The sequence below is a fragment of the Cellulomonas sp. NPDC057328 genome (genome assembly GCF_042667215.1).
GTDB lineage: Bacteria > Actinomycetota > Actinomycetes > Actinomycetales > Cellulomonadaceae > Cellulomonas.
The window spans coordinates 1-14584 of sequence record NZ_JBHUZW010000097.1; the positions used below are offsets into that span (position 1 = coordinate 1).

Here is a 14584-nt window from a genome sequence, read left to right on the forward strand (position 1 = left end):
GCCGCGCACGCCACCGCCGGCGGCCGCGGTGCCCCGCCGTCATCCGCCCAGCGCCTGCCGGACGATGCCCGTGAGCAGACCCTTCACCTCGTTGCCCTTGAGGATGACGACGAGCAGACCGGCGAAGCCGACCGCGGCGAGCGTCGCGATCGCGTACTCGGCGGTCGCCATGCCCGCGTCACCGGCCACGCGCCGCAGCCGCGTCACCGTCCCCGCGGTGCCGCCGCCGGGCCCCGGTGCGCTCGCGTCCCTCGTCCCGTCCGGGGACGCCGCGCCGGCGTCGAGCGCCGATCCCGGGGTCGCGCGCGTCCTCGACGCGGGCTGCCGCCCGCTGCTCCCCGTGCCCTGTGTGTCCGTCATGCCAGCTCCTTCCGTCGGCCGCGGTCGCGGCACGCGCCCGCTGCGGGCGTCGCTCACCGAGAGTCGCGGGGACGCACCTGTGCGCGGTCGGCGGCGGCGCGCCGTCGTGGGCGACACCACGCCGGGCGGGGCTGTGGTCGGCTCGCGACGGCCTCGGGCACCCGCCGGTGCCGCCGCGGGGCGACACCCGCAGGGCGCTCGCCGCCGGTGCGTCCGGCCGTTCGGTGCGCGACGACCGGTCCGCGTCGTCGTCACCACCCCAGCCCGCTCGCGAGGCCGAGCACCACGGGCACGAGCCCCAGCAGCGCGAAGGCCGGCAGGAAGCACAGCCCGAGCGGCAGCGTGAGCCGCACCGCGAGGCTTCCCGCGGCGGTCCGCACCCGTGCGCGCCGGTCGCGCCGGACCCGGTCGGCGGCGGCGCGCAGCTGCGGGCCCGGTGACGCACCGGCCTCCCAGCCGGTGGCCAGGGCGGCGCCGACGGCGGCGGCCGCGGGCGGCGCGTCCGCCCATGCCGCCGCCCACGAGCCGCCGAGCCCGAGCGTGCTGCCGGCCCGCACGAGCGCGGCGCCGTCCGGACCGCCGAGGTGCCGGCCGACCACCGCGAGGGTGCGCGGCAGCGCCGATCCCGCCGCGAGCGCGCCGGCGCACAGGTCGAGCAGGAACGCGGCGTCGACCGCCGGCGCCGCGCCGCCCCGCCCGAGTCCGCGGCCGACGCCGCGACCCGGCCACCGCACGCGCCCCCGCCGGACGCCACGCGCACCCCACCCTCCGGCGCCGGCCCGCCCTCCCTCCACCCCTGTGCCCGCTGACCCGACCGACCTCCGCGCGAGCCACCACGGTCCCGACCCGACGACGGTCGCGACCACGACGACGAGCCCGACGCCGAGCGCCGCCCCGCTCACGGGGTGCCGCCGGCGGCCCGGGCACGCCGCAGGAGCGCGCCGACCCACGCCCGCCCGGCGAGCACGAGCAGCGTCCCCAGGACCCCGGCGGCGGTGCCCGGCCCGCCGGCGGCCAGCACCTGCCACGGCCGCGCACCGAGCGCGGCCCCCACGAGCAGGCCGAGCGCGGGGAGGAGGACGAGCACCCGCGCCGTCGCGCGCGGGCCGGCCAGCGCCGCCGCGACCTCTCCGGCGTGCTCGGCGTCGGCCGCCACGGCGGCCGCGAGCTGCTCGAGCACGTCGGCGAGCGGTGCTCCGAGCTCGGCGGCGGTGCGCGCCCCGGCGAGCACGGCGTGCACGCGGGACGCGGCGGCGTCGTCGCGTCGCACGCGCACCCGCGCCCGTCGCGGACCACTCCCCCGACGCCGTTCCACGAGCGCCAGCAGGACCGGCGCAGGCGGCACGACGTCGGCGACCACGCCGGTGCCCCCGTCGGCGACCACACCGCGGCGCGCGTCGGCGGCCACGTCGGCGGCCACGTCGGTGCCCCTGCCGGCGCCACGGCCCGGAGGCCCGGCGGGTACGCGCCGCCCCGGCGACCACTCCCTCTGCAGCACGGTGGCCCACGCCGCCTGCGGCGTCGCGCCGGCCCGCAACCGCGCCGCCACGGCGAGCAGGACGCCGGCGAGGTCGCCGTCCGACGTGTCGGCACCACGCCGCGCCGCACCCCGCCGGCCCGCTCCACGCCGGGACGATCCCCGCCACCCCTGCCGCCCGGAGACCCACGCCCCGGACGACGGACGGGACCGGCGCGCGGACGCCCCGTCCGGGGTCCGACCCCGCCCGTGCGGCCACCGGCCCGGCGGCCCCGCCCCCGCGAGCACCGCGAGCGCGACGAGGAACCCCACGACCACCGTCACGACGGACTCCCGCGTTCGCCCGACGCCCCCGCCACGGCGCGGACGCCACCCGGCGGCCCCGTCGTGAGCCCGAGGCGCTCCGCGAGCCGTGGCCACCCCGGTCCGGGTCTGACGTGCCCCGCGGCATCGACCCGCAGTGCCGTCGCGACCTCGAGCTCGCCCGCGGGCGAGCGACCCACGACGCCGACCTCCGCCAGCCGCCGCCCGCCGTCGTCGCCGGCCCGGCGCACGTGCAGGACGGCGTCGATCGCGCTCACGGCCTGCGCCGCGACGGCGGCCCGGTCCATGCCCGCGAGCGCGGCCATCGCCTCGAGCCGGGCGGGCACGTCGGCGGCGGTGTTGGCGTGCAGGGTCGCGCAGCCGCCCTCGTGCCCGGTGTTGAGCGCCGCGAGGACCTCGCGGACCTCGGCGCCGCGGCACTCGCCGAGCACGAGCCGGTCCGGGCGCATCCGCAGCGCCTCCCGCACGAGGTCGGCGAGGCCGACCCCGCCCGCGCCGTCGACGTTGGCGCGGCGCGCCGTCAGCCGCACGACGTGCGGGTGGTCGGGCAGCATCTCGCCGGACTCCTCGACGAGGACGATGCGCTGGTCGTGCGGCACGCGGGACAGCAGCGCGGCGAGCAGCGTCGTCTTGCCCGCGCCGGTCGGCCCGGACACGAGCACGTTGGCCCGCCGGTCGACGAGCGCGGCGAGCACCGGCACGAGCGGGGATGCGACCGACCGGGACGCGACGAGCTCGGCGAGCGTGTACGCGCGCGGCCGCACGACGCGCAGGCTCAGCGCGGTGCACCCGTCCGCGAGCGGGGGCAGGACGGCGTGCAGGCGCGTGCCGTCGGGCAGCCGCGCGTCGACGGTCGGCGCGGCGTCGTCGAGCCGGCGCCCGGCCGCCGCCGCGAGCCGCACCGCGAGGGCGCGGACGTCGTCGGCGGTACCCAGGTCGACGTCGAGGCGCCGCAGCCGGCCGGCCTGCTCCACCCAGACGTCGCGGGGGCCGTTGACCAGCACGTCGGTGACGTCCGGCGCGTCGAGCCAGCGCTGCAGCGGACCCGCGCCCAGCAGCTCGTCCGCGACCGCCCGCACGGCTTGCGCGAGCGGGACGGGCCCGAGCAGGGTCCCGGCCGCACGCAGCGCGCGGTCGACGACGGGCGCCAGGTCGCCGGCGCACGCGGGCCGGCGCCGGAGCTCGTCCCGCACCGCGTCGACGACCGCGGGCGGCACGGTCCGCCGCGCCGGCGCGGCGTCCGCCGCACCGCCGCCCGACCGGCCACCACCGGGGTCGCCCACCGGTCCCTCCCGCACCGGTCCCTCCGGCGCCGGCCCCTGCCGCACCGCTCCCTCCCGCGCCACCCCCGTCCGCACCACCTCGGTCCCCGTCACGTCCCGAGCCCCAGCCGACGCGCCACCGCGTCGGCCACGCGCGCCGCCCGGCCGCGCCCGGCCGGCCCCGCGCGTTCGGCACGCGCGGCGAGCGCCCGGTCCCGCCCGGCGGCCGCCCACACGGGCAGGTCCGTCGCCGCGGCGACGTCCGCCGCCGCCAGCCCGCCCGGCGGGCGCCCCAGCACGACGAGCCCCACCCCGGTCCCGGCGGCGGTGAGCCGGGGTCGCAGCGCGAGCGCGCCCGCGACGGACCGCAGGTCCGCGCGCGCGACGACCACCACCGCGTCGCACGCGGGCAGCGGTGCGTGGCCGTCGACGACGTCCCCGCGGTCGAGGTCGAGCACGACCGCCCCGACGCTGCACGACACCGCGTGCAGCACGTCGACCCGGACGCCGGCCTCGACGGGGTCGGGACGCTCGCGGTCGCCGGACAGCACCGCGCACGCACCCCACCGTGGCAGCAGCGCCACGACGTCGTCGCCGCGGACGTCGCCGCCGGCGCCGCGCAGGTCGGGCCAGCGCGCACCCTCGACCCCCTCGACGCCCAGGACGACGTCCAGCCCGCCGCCGCCGCGGACCAGGTCGACGACCACCGTGGACGTCGTCCGGGACGTGCGCCGCGCGAGCAGCGCCGCGAACGTCGACGCCCCCACGCCCCCCGCCGCGCCCACGACCCCGACCACCGCCGCCCGTCGCACCTGCCGCACCACCGCACCCGCCTCCGCCCGGGGCGCCGGTCGGCACCGCCGTGGGCCAGGCTGCGCGTGCCCGCGGCGCGGCGGAGGAGCGCGGGCCACGACCGGGGGACGTCGCCCGCCGGCGCCCGGGCTGTGGTCGGCTCACCGCGCCCGGGATACGCAACCCGTGCGTCCGGCGCACGCGCGTCGGTGGGTCCCGCTAGTGTCCTGCGGATGGTCCGTGCCGCGGCGTTCTTCGACCTCGACAAGACGATCATCGCGACGTCCTCCGCGACGGCGTTCTCCAAGGGCTTCCTCGCCGAGGGACTGCTCACGCGCCGCAGCGTGGTGGCGTCGGCGTACGCGCAGCTCGCGTACCTGCTGGGCAGCGCGGACGCGGCGGCGACGGAGCGGCTGCGCGCGCAGCTGTCCCGCACGGTGACCGGCTGGGACGTCGCCACCGTGTCTGCCGTGGTGCGGGCGACGCTGCACGAGTCGATCGACCCGACGGTCTACGCCGAGGCGGTCGAGCTCATCGCGGAGCACCAGGCCGCGGGGCGCGACGTCGTCGTGGTCTCGGCGTCGGGCGCCGAGGTCGTCGAGCCGATCGCGCAGATGCTGGGCGCGGACGCCGTCGTCGCGACACGCATGGCCGTCGCGGACGGGCGGTACACCGGCGAGATCGAGTTCTACGCGTACGGGGAGAACAAGGCGACGGCGATCCGGGAGCTCGCGGCCGCCCGCGGGTACGACCTCGAGGCCAGCTACGCGTACTCCGACTCCGTCACCGACGCGCCGATGCTCGCGGTCGTCGGGCACGGGTACGCCGTCAACCCGGACCGCGCCCTGCGCCGGCTGGCCGCGGAGCACGGCTGGGGCGTGCTGACGTTCCGCCGCCCGGTGCCGCTGCGCGCCCTCGACCGGCGCGCGGGCGCGACGGTCGCGGCGGTGCTGGGCGGGGTCCTCGTCGCGACCGCCGTCGTTGTCCTGCTCCGGCGGCGTCCCCGCCGCACCCGCTGAGCCGGCGCACCGCACCCCGGTCCGCACCGCACCCCGGTCCGCACCGCCCGCCGCCGCACGCCGTCCCGACAGGCGACCCCCGCGTCTCGCGCTACGAGCACCGCGGCACCGTCCACCTGCGCGGACGCACCGCACCGTTGCCGCCCTCCGCGAGCGGGTGTAGACCGGTGCCACAACAGAACGACCGAGGGCACCCACGCGCAGGACGCCTACTTTCGGCAGGTCGACCGGGCTGGTCCCGGAGCGAACCTCTTCGTGGCAGCACGCCTGATCACCCCGGTCGTCGAGTCGGAGACGGCGCTCGGTGACGGGCGCCGTCGTCCGTGTCCGCACCCGTGCGCGCCGGCCACGACGGCCTCCCGGTGCCCCGCGCTCAGCGGCCCGGACCGAGCGCCCTCCTTCAGCGCGCCGTGTCCCCCAGCCGCCCGGCGAGGACCGCGTCAGCGACGTCGCGCGCGGCCCCGGCCCCCGCCCGCACCGCGTCCGCGTACGCCACCAGCCACCCCGCAACCCCGTCCGGCGTCCCGGCCGCGTAGCGCGCGGCCGCCGCGAGGTACGGCGCGGGCCCGGCCGCCCACGCCGGCTCGGGCAGCACCGTGCCGGTCGGGTCCAGGCCGGTCGTCGTCGTGAGCCAGCGCGCCACGGCACGCGCGACGACGCCGTTGGCCGCGGCGAACGGCCGGGCGACGAGCAGTTCCGCGTGCACGACCCCCGCGACGACGACCCCGGGCGCCGCCGTCCCGGCCACGGCCCCCGTCAGCGCGGCGAGCCGTGCCGCGGCGTCCTCCGGCGCGGGTGCCGGCCCGAGCCCACGCAGGTCGCGCGCCTCCCCGCTCCGCGGACGCCCCAGGTCGACGGCGGGCAGGAGGTCCGCCGCCGCGGCGGCGTGCACGCGCGCGACCAGCTGCGGCAGCGGCAACGACGCCCCGCCGCCGCGACCGCCCAGCGGCGGCAGCGCGGCCTCGACCACCGCCTGGGCGCGCAGCGCACCCGCGGCCACGAGGTCGGCACCGTCGGCCGGCCCGCCGCCGCCCGTGGCCCACGCCCGGAGCACCTCGACACCCACCGGCGCGCCGTCGAGCGCGGCGGACGCTGCGGCCGCCCGCAGCCCCGCCTCCGCCCGCACCTCGCGCGACCGGCGCCGGAAGGCCTCGTGCCAGCGCAGCTCCTCGCACGCGGCCCGCGCGGCCGCGACGGCCTCGGCCACGGCGGGCACCGTCGCGAGCGCGGCGAGCGGGTCGCCCACGCGACCGGCCGACGCGGCGCCCACGCGACGTGCGAACGGGTCGCTCACGCCACGAAGTCCGCCTCGCCGTGGGGTACGAGCCCGGCGGCCAGCCGCGCCGCCATGCCGTCGGACATCGGCGGCAGCGCGTCGAGGTCGTACCAGCGGGCGTCGGTGTTCTCGCCGTCGGCGGGCCGCGGATCCCCCGACACCCAGCGGAAGCGGAAGGTGAGGTCGAGGTAGACGGCCCGGTCGCCGTTCTCGTACGTCACGGGACCGACGACGCCCACCCACGCGAGCCGCTCGGGCACGGCGACGACGTCCGCCTCCTCGAGCACCTCCCGGGCGGCCGCCACCGCCGGCTCCTCGCCGGGGTCGACGACGCCCGTGACGGGCGTCCACGCACCCGTGTCGGCGCGGCGCACGAGCAGGGCCTGCTCCCGGCCGGCGTGCGTGCGCAGGACCACCGCGGTCACGCCGGGCAGCCACAGCTGGTCGTGCCCCACGTGCTCGCGCAGGGCCAGGACGAACGGCGGGACGGGCACGCGCCCGATGCTACGGGCGCCGCACCGGCCGGGGCGCCGCGCCGGCCCGTCGGTGACACGATGGCGGCATGGTCAGCGCCCCGTCCGTGTCGTCGTCCATCACCGCGCGGCTCGAGGTGCGTGCCAGCCCCACCGCGGTCTCGGACCTGACGACCGCGATCGAGCGCGCCGGCGGCATCGTCACCGCCCTGGACGTCACCGCGTCGTTCCACGAGGCGATGACGGTCGACGTCACGTGCGCGACCCGCGACGTCGACCACGCGGCCGACGTGGTCGCCGCCCTGGAGGCGCTCGAGGGCGTGACGGTCAAGCGGGTGTCCGACCGCACGTTCCTCATGCACCTGGGCGGCAAGCTCTCGATCGAGTCGAAGGTGCCGCTGCGCAACCGCGACGACCTGTCCATGGCGTACACGCCGGGCGTCGCCCGCGTGTCGCAGGCGATCGCCGAGCGCCCGGAGGACGCCCGCCGCCTGACGATCAAGCGCAACACCATCGCCGTCGTCACGGACGGCACGGCCGTGCTGGGCCTCGGCGACATCGGGCCGCTGGCGGCGCTGCCCGTGATGGAGGGCAAGGCGGTGCTGTTCAAGCGGTTCGCCGACATCGACGCGTTCCCCATCTGCCTCGACACCACCGACGTCGACGAGATCGTCCGGACCGTGCAGGCCATCGCGCCGGTGTTCGCGGGCATCAACCTGGAGGACATCTCGGCGCCGCGGTGCTTCGAGGTGGAGCGGCGGCTGCGGGAGGCGCTCGACATCCCGGTGTTCCACGACGACCAGCACGGCACGGCGATCGTCGTCGTGGCGGCGCTGACGAACGCGCTCACGGTCGTCGGCAAGCGGATCGGCGACGTGCGCGTCGTCATGTCGGGCGCGGGCGCGGCCGGCACGGCGGTGCTCAAGCTGCTGCTGGCGGCGGGCGTCCGCGACGTCGTGGTGACGGACATCGACGGCGTCGTGCACGCCGACCGGCCGGGCCTGTCGCCGTCGCTGCGGTGGACGGCCGAGCACACGAACCCGCGCGGCGTGACCGGCACGGTGCACGACGCGATCGTCGGCGCCGACGTGTTCGTCGGCGTCTCGGCGCCGGACGTCATCACGGCCGACGACGTGGCGCGGATGGCCCCGGACGCGATCGTGTTCGCGCTCGCCAACCCGCGCCCCGAGATCGACCCGGACGAGGCGGCGCGGCACGCCGCGGTCGTCGGCACGGGCCGGTCGGACTTCGCCAACCAGATCAACAACGTGCTCGCGTTCCCGGGCGTCTTCCGCGGTTTGCTCGACGCGCAGTCGCACACGATCACGGAGCCGATGCTGCTCGCCGCGGCGGAGGCGCTCGCGTCGGTCGTGCGGCCCGAGGAGCTCAACCCGACGTACATCGTGCCCAGCGTGTTCAACCCGGAGGTGACGACGGTCGTCGCGGCGGCCGTGCGGCGGGCGGCCGGCGCCGAGGGCGTCGCCGCGGAGTCGGCCCCCACGACCGGGGAGATCGCACAGGTGCGCCCGGCCGCGCGGTGACGTCCACCGCACGACCGGGCGCCCCGCGCCGGCGTCAGCCCTTGACGGAGCCGAGCATCACGCCGGACACGAAGTACCGCTGCACGAACGGGTAGACGCACAGGATCGGCAGCACGGTCAGCACCATCGTCACGGCCTGGATGTTCACCGAGATCGACTGCGTCGCCGCGCTCTGCGCCGCCGCACCCTCCGACGCCGCCGACGACGCGCCGGCGATGAGGTTGCGCAGGAACATCGTCACCGGCTGGCGCTGCTGCTCGTCGATGTACAGGAACGCCGTGAACCAGTCGTTCCAGTACTGCACCGAGTAGAACAGCACCATCGTCGCGATCACCGCCTTCGACAGCGGCAGGACGATCCGGCCGAAGATGCCGAACCAGCCGAGCCCGTCGATCTGCGCGGCCTCCTCGAGCTCGCTCGGCAGGTTCTCGAAGAACGACTTCATGACCAGCAAATTGAAGATCGAGATCGCGCCGGGCAGCACCACGGCCCACAGCGTGTTCTTCATGCCCAGCGACGAGATGAGCACGTAGTTGGGGATGATGCCGCCGTTGAAGAACATCGTGAACACGGCGAACCCGATGAGCAGGCCACGCCCCCGCAGGTGCCGCTTCGAGAGCACGTACGCGTACGTGGTGGTCAGCGCCATCGCGACGACCGTGCCGACCACCGTGTAGAGCACGGTGTTGCGGTAGTTGGTCCAGAACAGCGGGTTCTCCGCCACCGCCCGGTACGTGTTCAGGTTGAACCCGACGGGCCAGAAGCTCACGTCGCCCGACCGGATCGCCGCCTCGCTGCTGAAGGACTGCGCGACGACCGTGAGGAACGGGTACAGCATCAGGCCCATGACCAGCACGAGCGCCGACACGTTGAGCCACGTGAACACGCGGTAGCCGCGGGAGTCGCGGGCCCCGACCGGCCGGACGGGCGTCGGCGGCTTCGGCGCCGTCATCTGCGTCACCACAGGCTCGCTCCCACCGCTCGTCGTGAGATCAGGTTCGCCGAGAGGATCATGATCAGGCCGATGACGGCCTGGAACAGGCCGATCGCCGCGGCGTAGCTGAGGTTGTTGGAGACCAGGCCCACCCGGTACAGGTAGGTCGAGATCACGTCCGCCGTCTCGTACGTCAGCGGGTTGTACAGCAGCAGGACCTTCTCGAACCCGACGTTGAGGAAGGTGCCGACGTTGAGGATGAGCAGCGTGATCATCGTCGGCCGGATGCCCGGCAGGGTGACGTGCCACGTCTGCTGCCACCGGTTCGCGCCGTCGATCCGCGCCGCCTCGTAGAGCGACGTGTCGACCGTGGTCAGCGCGGCGAGGTAGAGGATCGTGCCCCAGCCGACCGTCTGCCACATCTCCGAGCCGACGTAGATGGCGCGGAACCACTCGGGCCGCTGCAGGAACGGCACGCCCTCGCCGCCGAGGCCCTCGATGACCTGGTTGACCGTGCCCTGCAGCGAGAACAGCTGCATGAGCATGCCGACCACGATGACGACCGACAGGAAGTGCGGCAGGTACGAGATGGACTGCACGACCCGCTTGAACCGGCGGGAGCGCAGCTCGTTGAGCATGAGCGCCAGCACGATCGGCAGCGGGAAGCAGACCAGGAGCGTGAGCGCCCCGAGGATGATCGTGTTCGTGAACACCGCCCAGAAGGTCGGGTCGTTCATGAACATCGTGATGTAGCGCAGCCCGACCCACTCGTCGCCGAAGATGCTGCCGCCCGGGCGGAACCGCCGGAACGCGATGGCGTTGCCGGCCATGGGCAGGTAGCGGAAGACGAGCAGGAAGATCACGGGCGCCGCGGCGAGCGCGTAGAGCGGCCAGTCGCGGCGCAGCGTCGTGCGCCACGGCACCGGCCGGCCCCGGGGGGCGCGCACCTTGCCGCCACGGCGCCGCGGCGGGTCCGGGGCGACGTCGTCCACCGCGATCTCCTCGGTGGCCACCCGCCCCGTGGGTGCCAGGACCCGGGTCGATCTCATGTCTCACTCCTTCGTGAGGCCCGGTGGGCCGGGACGTGCCCGGCCCACCGGGGTGGGACCCGAGGTGTCAGCCGTTGTTCTCGGCGAACCGCTCGCGTGCGCCGTTGTACAGGTCCACGTACTGCTGCAGACCCTTGGCCTCGAGCTCGCCGACGAACGCGTCCCACTCGCTCAGCGGCCGCTCGCCCAGGATGAAGCGGAGCGTGGCCGTGTCGACCGTGTCCTTGAGGGGCGTGCCCAGCAGGGACGCCTGCTCGAGGTCCGCCTCGGACAGCGGGGCCGGCGGGTTCGGGTCCAGCGGCGTCCGGGTCGACAGGACGTCGTCGATGTACTGGACGGCCTGGTCGGTCGCGTACGACTCCTTCAGCGCACGCGACTCCGTCGCCTCCGCGAGGAACGTGCTGAAGCCCAGGTCCTTCTGGATGTCCGTCGGGGCGCCCGGGTTCAGGTTGAAGATGTCGAGGCGGTGCTCGGGGTCGAGCGTGTACTCGTCGCCGGACTTCGTGAACGTCTCGCCCTCGACGCCCCAGCGGAGCATGTCGCGCGCCTCCGGCGAGTAGTACAGCCAGTCGAGGAACTGGAGCGTCGCCGTGAAGTGCGGCTTGCTCTCCGCCTCCTTGGTGATCATGAAGCCGTGCCAGAAGTTGCGCGGCTCGACGATGGCACCGGCCGGCCCGGCGGGCGGCGGGACCTGCACGACCTCGTAGTTGCCGGGGCCGACGGTCGCGTCGAGGGCCTGCGACCACTCGATCGCCGTCCCGCTCGCACCGGAGCCCGCGAAGGCCTTGCCCTCCGAGACCAGGCGCTCGACGCGCTCGACGGCCTCCTGGTCCTGCACCGTGAACGAGTCGGGGTCCAGCAGCCCGTCCTGCACGAGGCCGTGGAAGAACTCGACCATCTCCTTGTACTCGTCGGACGCGGCCGCGTACTCCAGCTCGCCCTTCTCCTCGTCCCACTGCATGCCGTCGCCGAAGCCCCAGCCGGCCTGCGTGCCGAAGCCGCGTGCGGCGTAGTTCAGCAGCGAGTTGCCCTGGAACGCGTCCTGGAGCGGGTAGGAGTCGGGGTACTGCTGCTTGAGCTGGAGGAACGCCTCGCGGAAGCCCTCCCAGTCGTCCGGGATCTCGATGCCCGCGGCGTCGAAGATGTCCTTGCGCACCAGCAGCGTGAACATCGGGACCGACACCTCCTGCAGGCCGGGGAGCATGTACAGCTCGCCGTCCTCCTGGCGCAGGTTGTCGACCATCTCCTGCAGGTCCCACTCCTCCACGTACTTCTGGAAGTGCGGCATCTCGTCGAGGTACTTGCTGAGCGCGACGACCGAGCCGGACGCGGCGAACTGCTTCTCCTCACCGGTGTAGACGAGCGGGATGATGTCCGGTGCGTCGCCCGCGCTGATGAGGAGGCTGCGCTTCTCCAGGTGGTCGCTCAGCGGGATGTGCGTCGTCTTCAGCGAGACGTTCGTCTGCTCCTCCAGGACGTCGAAGAACTGCCAGGAGTCCTTCACCGTCACCTCGGGCCAGTCGGTCCACAGGATCGAGAGCTCGAGCGGCTCCGTCGCGGTGAACTGGTCGCCGGCCGCGTACTCCTCCATCGCGCCGGTCCGCTGCTCCTCGGTGGCGTCGCCACCGTCCCCGCCGCCGCTGCAGGCGGCCAGCGTCAGCGCGACGCCCGCGGCGACCGCCGCCGCCGCGCGCGTGGTCCGCGGCCGACGCCTTCCGTCGATGCCCGCACGTGTCATCTGGCTCTCCTCGTTGAGATCCGTCCCGGGGCGTGCCCCGGTGCTGCTGCGAAAGTCCGACCACCGCCGGAGCGACCGGGACGCGTACCGAGGATTATCGATACACCTACCGGCGTGCGGGGAATCTATGCGCCCCGGCGCGCGGGGTCAACGGTCTGCCGGGCGGCGCAGCCTCGGACGGGCGTCGGCGCCGCGGACGGGCGTCGGGGCCGCGGACGGTCAGGCGCTGGAGCCGCGGACGACGAGCTCCACCGGCGTCGTCAGCCGCACCGGCCCCGACTCGTCCCCCGCCAGCCGGCGCTCCAGCAGCGACACCGCCTGCTCCGCGAGCCACTCGCGGCCCGGGTCCACCGACGTCAGCCCCGGCACCGCGAACGCGCTGCCCCGCAGGTTGTCGAAGCCCACCACGGCCACGTCCTGCGGCACCCGCAGGCCGGCCTCGTGCAGCGCCGCCAGGACGCCGTACGCCATCTCGTCGGTGACGGCGAACACCGCGTCGGGCCGCAGCCCGCGGGCGAGCGCGTCGGCCACCACGTCGCGGGCACCCTCCGCGGTGTACAGCGCGCCGCCGAGCAGGAGCCGCTCGTCCGGGACCAGGCCCAGCTCCTCGTGGGCGGTCCGCCACCCGCGGGTGCGCAGGCCCGAGGTGTCGTCCGCGACGCCGTCCGCGCCGGCGACGTCGACCGCGGCGCCGTCGACGACCGCCACCCGCCGGGCCCCGCGCTCCAGCAGGTGCCGGACCGCGAGCCGCGCCCCCTCGTGGTTGCCGATGCTCACGTGGTCGAACTGCGGCGGCACGTCCTGCTCGCCCAGCAGCAGCAGCGGCTGCGCGAGGCGCAGCGCGTCGACCTCGTCGTAGGTGAGGCCGACGGCGCTCAGCACCACCGCGTCGTACTGGCGCAGCCGCGCCTGCGAGAGCAGCGACAGCTCGCCCTCCTTGCTGGCCCCCGACTGCGCCACGACGAGGTGGCGGCCGTGCCGGGCGACCTCGGCGGCGAAGCACGCGGCGAGCTCGGCGAAGTACACGTGGTCGAACCGCGGCACGATCAGGGCGACGGTGTCGACGCGGCCGGCGCGCAGCCGGCGCGCGGTCAGGTTGATCTCGTACCCCAGCTCGTCGACCGCCTCGAGCACCCGCCGGCGCGTGGCGTCGCCGACCCGCGGACGGTCGTTGAGGACGTTCGAGACCGTCATCTTCGAGACCCCCGCGAGCCGGGCGACGTCGCTCATGGTCGCCACCCGCGCGCCCCTGCCCACCGACGGTGCCACTCTCTCGTCCTCCTGGGTCCGGCGCGGCCGCCGGGCCGTCCGACGCCGCCGCGGGGCCCACTGTGGCAGGCGGGACGACCGTCCGGGGCCACGTCCCGCGCACGCGCTCCCACGGCGCGCCGTCGACCCGCCCTTTCGTCCCGGGTGCGCGGCCCGTGCCGCCGCGACGATGTCGGGGTGCTGACCATCCCCGCGGCCGTCGCCGCGCACGCCGACGCCGCCGCGCACAAGGTCGCCCTGCTGCGCACGCCGGGCCTGCTGCTCGTCCGGACGGTGCTCGCGGGCGCCGCCGTCGGCATCGGCGTGCTGGCCATGGTGACGGCGGGCGGGCCGCTCGTCGTCGCCGGGTCGCCGTGGGCGCCGCTCGTCGGCGGTCTGGTGTTCTCCGTGGCGCTGGCGGTCGTGCTGGTCGCGGGCGGCGAGCTCGCCACCAGCGCCATGATGGTGCTCGCGCAGGGCGTGCTGCTGCGGCGCGTCGGCGGGGGCCGCGCGGGCGTCACCCTCCTGGCGTACCTCGGCGGCAACCTGCTCGGCGCGGCGACGTTCGCGGCGCTGGTGCACGCGTCCGGCGTCGTCGCACCCGGCACCGCGGCGGGCGAGGCGCTCGCCCGCCTCGTCGCGCACAAGGCGGAGGCGACGACGGGCGAGCTCCTGGCGCGCGGCGTCCTCTGCAACGTGCTGGTGTGCCTCGCCGTCTGGTGCTGGGGGCGGCTGGGACCCGGTGCGGCCGGTCTGGCGATGGTCGCCGGGTGCGTCACCGTGTTCGTCGCCGCCGGCCTCGAGCACGTCGTCGCGAACATGACGACGTTCTCGCTCGCGCTCTACGGCGACCTGCCGCACGCGACGCTCGCCGAGGCCGGCCGCAACCTGCTCGTCGTCGGGGTCGGCAACACGCTCGGCGGCGCGGTGCTCGTCGGGGCGGCGTACGCGTACGGGGTCCGGCCCGCGGACGACGCCGCGCGGGCGCACGCCGGCGCCGCGGTGCCGCTGCCCCCGCCGGTCGCCGCGGAGGGCCGCGCGGAGGTCGTCCGCCGCAGACCGCGCGGGCCGGGCGGCCGGCCCCCCCGCCG

14 protein-coding genes are annotated in these 14584 nt (G+C 76.3%); 3 read left to right on the forward strand and 11 right to left on the reverse strand.

From position 1 onward, the window contains the following. Positions 1-39 precede the first annotated feature (39 nt). From ACFUMH_RS14885 to ACFUMH_RS14905, 5 genes are all read right to left on the reverse strand, one after another. Positions 40-360 carry a DUF4244 domain-containing protein gene (locus ACFUMH_RS14885; protein WP_378207097.1) on the reverse strand — a complete coding sequence of 107 codons (321 nt, stop codon included), beginning with the start codon at positions 358-360 and terminating at the stop codon, positions 40-42. A 251-nt stretch (positions 361-611) separates the two neighbouring features. After that, on the reverse strand, positions 612-1094 hold the full coding sequence (locus ACFUMH_RS14890) for a type II secretion system F family protein (RefSeq protein ID WP_378207100.1): 483 nt from the start codon (positions 1092-1094) through the stop codon (positions 612-614). A 164-nt stretch (positions 1095-1258) separates the two neighbouring features. After that, positions 1259-1780, reverse strand: coding sequence for a type II secretion system F family protein (locus ACFUMH_RS14895; RefSeq protein WP_378207103.1), 522 nt, complete (start codon positions 1778-1780; stop codon positions 1259-1261). A 377-nt stretch (positions 1781-2157) separates the two neighbouring features. Beyond that, the gene (locus ACFUMH_RS14900; protein ID WP_378207131.1) at positions 2158-3354 is read right to left on the reverse strand and encodes a TadA family conjugal transfer-associated ATPase; all 1197 of its coding nucleotides are present in this window, start codon (positions 3352-3354) and stop codon (positions 2158-2160) included. A 179-nt stretch (positions 3355-3533) separates the two neighbouring features. Then, entirely contained in the window at positions 3534-4208 is a 675-nt protein-coding gene (locus ACFUMH_RS14905) for a pilus assembly protein FlpE (RefSeq protein WP_378207106.1), read from the reverse strand. Positions 4209-4448: 240 nt separating this feature from the next. Between ACFUMH_RS14905 and ACFUMH_RS14910 the strand changes: the two genes are divergently transcribed. Beyond that, positions 4449-5234: an HAD family hydrolase gene (locus ACFUMH_RS14910; RefSeq protein ID WP_378207109.1), complete on the forward strand. Its 786-nt coding sequence runs from the start codon at positions 4449-4451 to the stop codon at positions 5232-5234. Between the two features lie 400 nt (positions 5235-5634). Here ACFUMH_RS14910 and ACFUMH_RS14915 read toward each other — a convergent pair whose 3' ends face one another. Together ACFUMH_RS14915 and ACFUMH_RS14920 are read right to left on the reverse strand one after the other, a co-directional pair. Continuing rightward, entirely contained in the window at positions 5635-6528 is an 894-nt protein-coding gene (locus tag ACFUMH_RS14915) for a cell filamentation protein Fic (RefSeq protein WP_378207111.1), read from the reverse strand. Beyond that, positions 6525-7004 (reverse strand): NUDIX domain-containing protein, encoded by a 480-nt coding sequence (locus ACFUMH_RS14920; RefSeq protein WP_378207114.1) that lies wholly within the window; start codon positions 7002-7004, stop codon positions 6525-6527. Before ACFUMH_RS14920 ends, ACFUMH_RS14915 begins: the two co-directional genes overlap by 4 nt. Before the next feature lie 68 nt (positions 7005-7072). Here ACFUMH_RS14920 and ACFUMH_RS14925 point away from each other — a divergent pair, with 68 nt between their 5' ends. After that, the gene (locus tag ACFUMH_RS14925; RefSeq protein WP_378207116.1) at positions 7073-8524 is read left to right on the forward strand and encodes an NAD-dependent malic enzyme; all 1452 of its coding nucleotides are present in this window, start codon (positions 7073-7075) and stop codon (positions 8522-8524) included. A gap of 34 nt (positions 8525-8558) precedes the next feature. Here the strand turns inward: ACFUMH_RS14925 and ACFUMH_RS14930 are convergent, their stop codons facing one another. From ACFUMH_RS14930 to ACFUMH_RS14945, 4 genes are all read right to left on the reverse strand, one after another. After that, complete coding sequence (locus ACFUMH_RS14930) at positions 8559-9476, reverse strand: carbohydrate ABC transporter permease (protein WP_378207134.1); 918 nt, start codon at positions 9474-9476, stop codon at positions 8559-8561. A gap of 5 nt (positions 9477-9481) precedes the next feature. Next, entirely contained in the window at positions 9482-10507 is a 1026-nt protein-coding gene (locus ACFUMH_RS14935) for an ABC transporter permease (RefSeq protein ID WP_378207119.1), read from the reverse strand. Positions 10508-10574: 67 nt separating this feature from the next. Further along, entirely contained in the window at positions 10575-12245 is a 1671-nt protein-coding gene (locus tag ACFUMH_RS14940) for an extracellular solute-binding protein (protein WP_378207122.1), read from the reverse strand. Positions 12246-12464: 219 nt separating this feature from the next. After that, the gene (locus tag ACFUMH_RS14945; RefSeq protein ID WP_378207125.1) at positions 12465-13475 is read right to left on the reverse strand and encodes a LacI family DNA-binding transcriptional regulator; all 1011 of its coding nucleotides are present in this window, start codon (positions 13473-13475) and stop codon (positions 12465-12467) included. Between the two features lie 216 nt (positions 13476-13691). Here ACFUMH_RS14945 and ACFUMH_RS14950 point away from each other — a divergent pair. Next, the coding region (locus tag ACFUMH_RS14950) for a formate/nitrite transporter family protein (protein ID WP_378207128.1) at positions 13692-14584 on the forward strand (893 nt) is incomplete at its 3' end.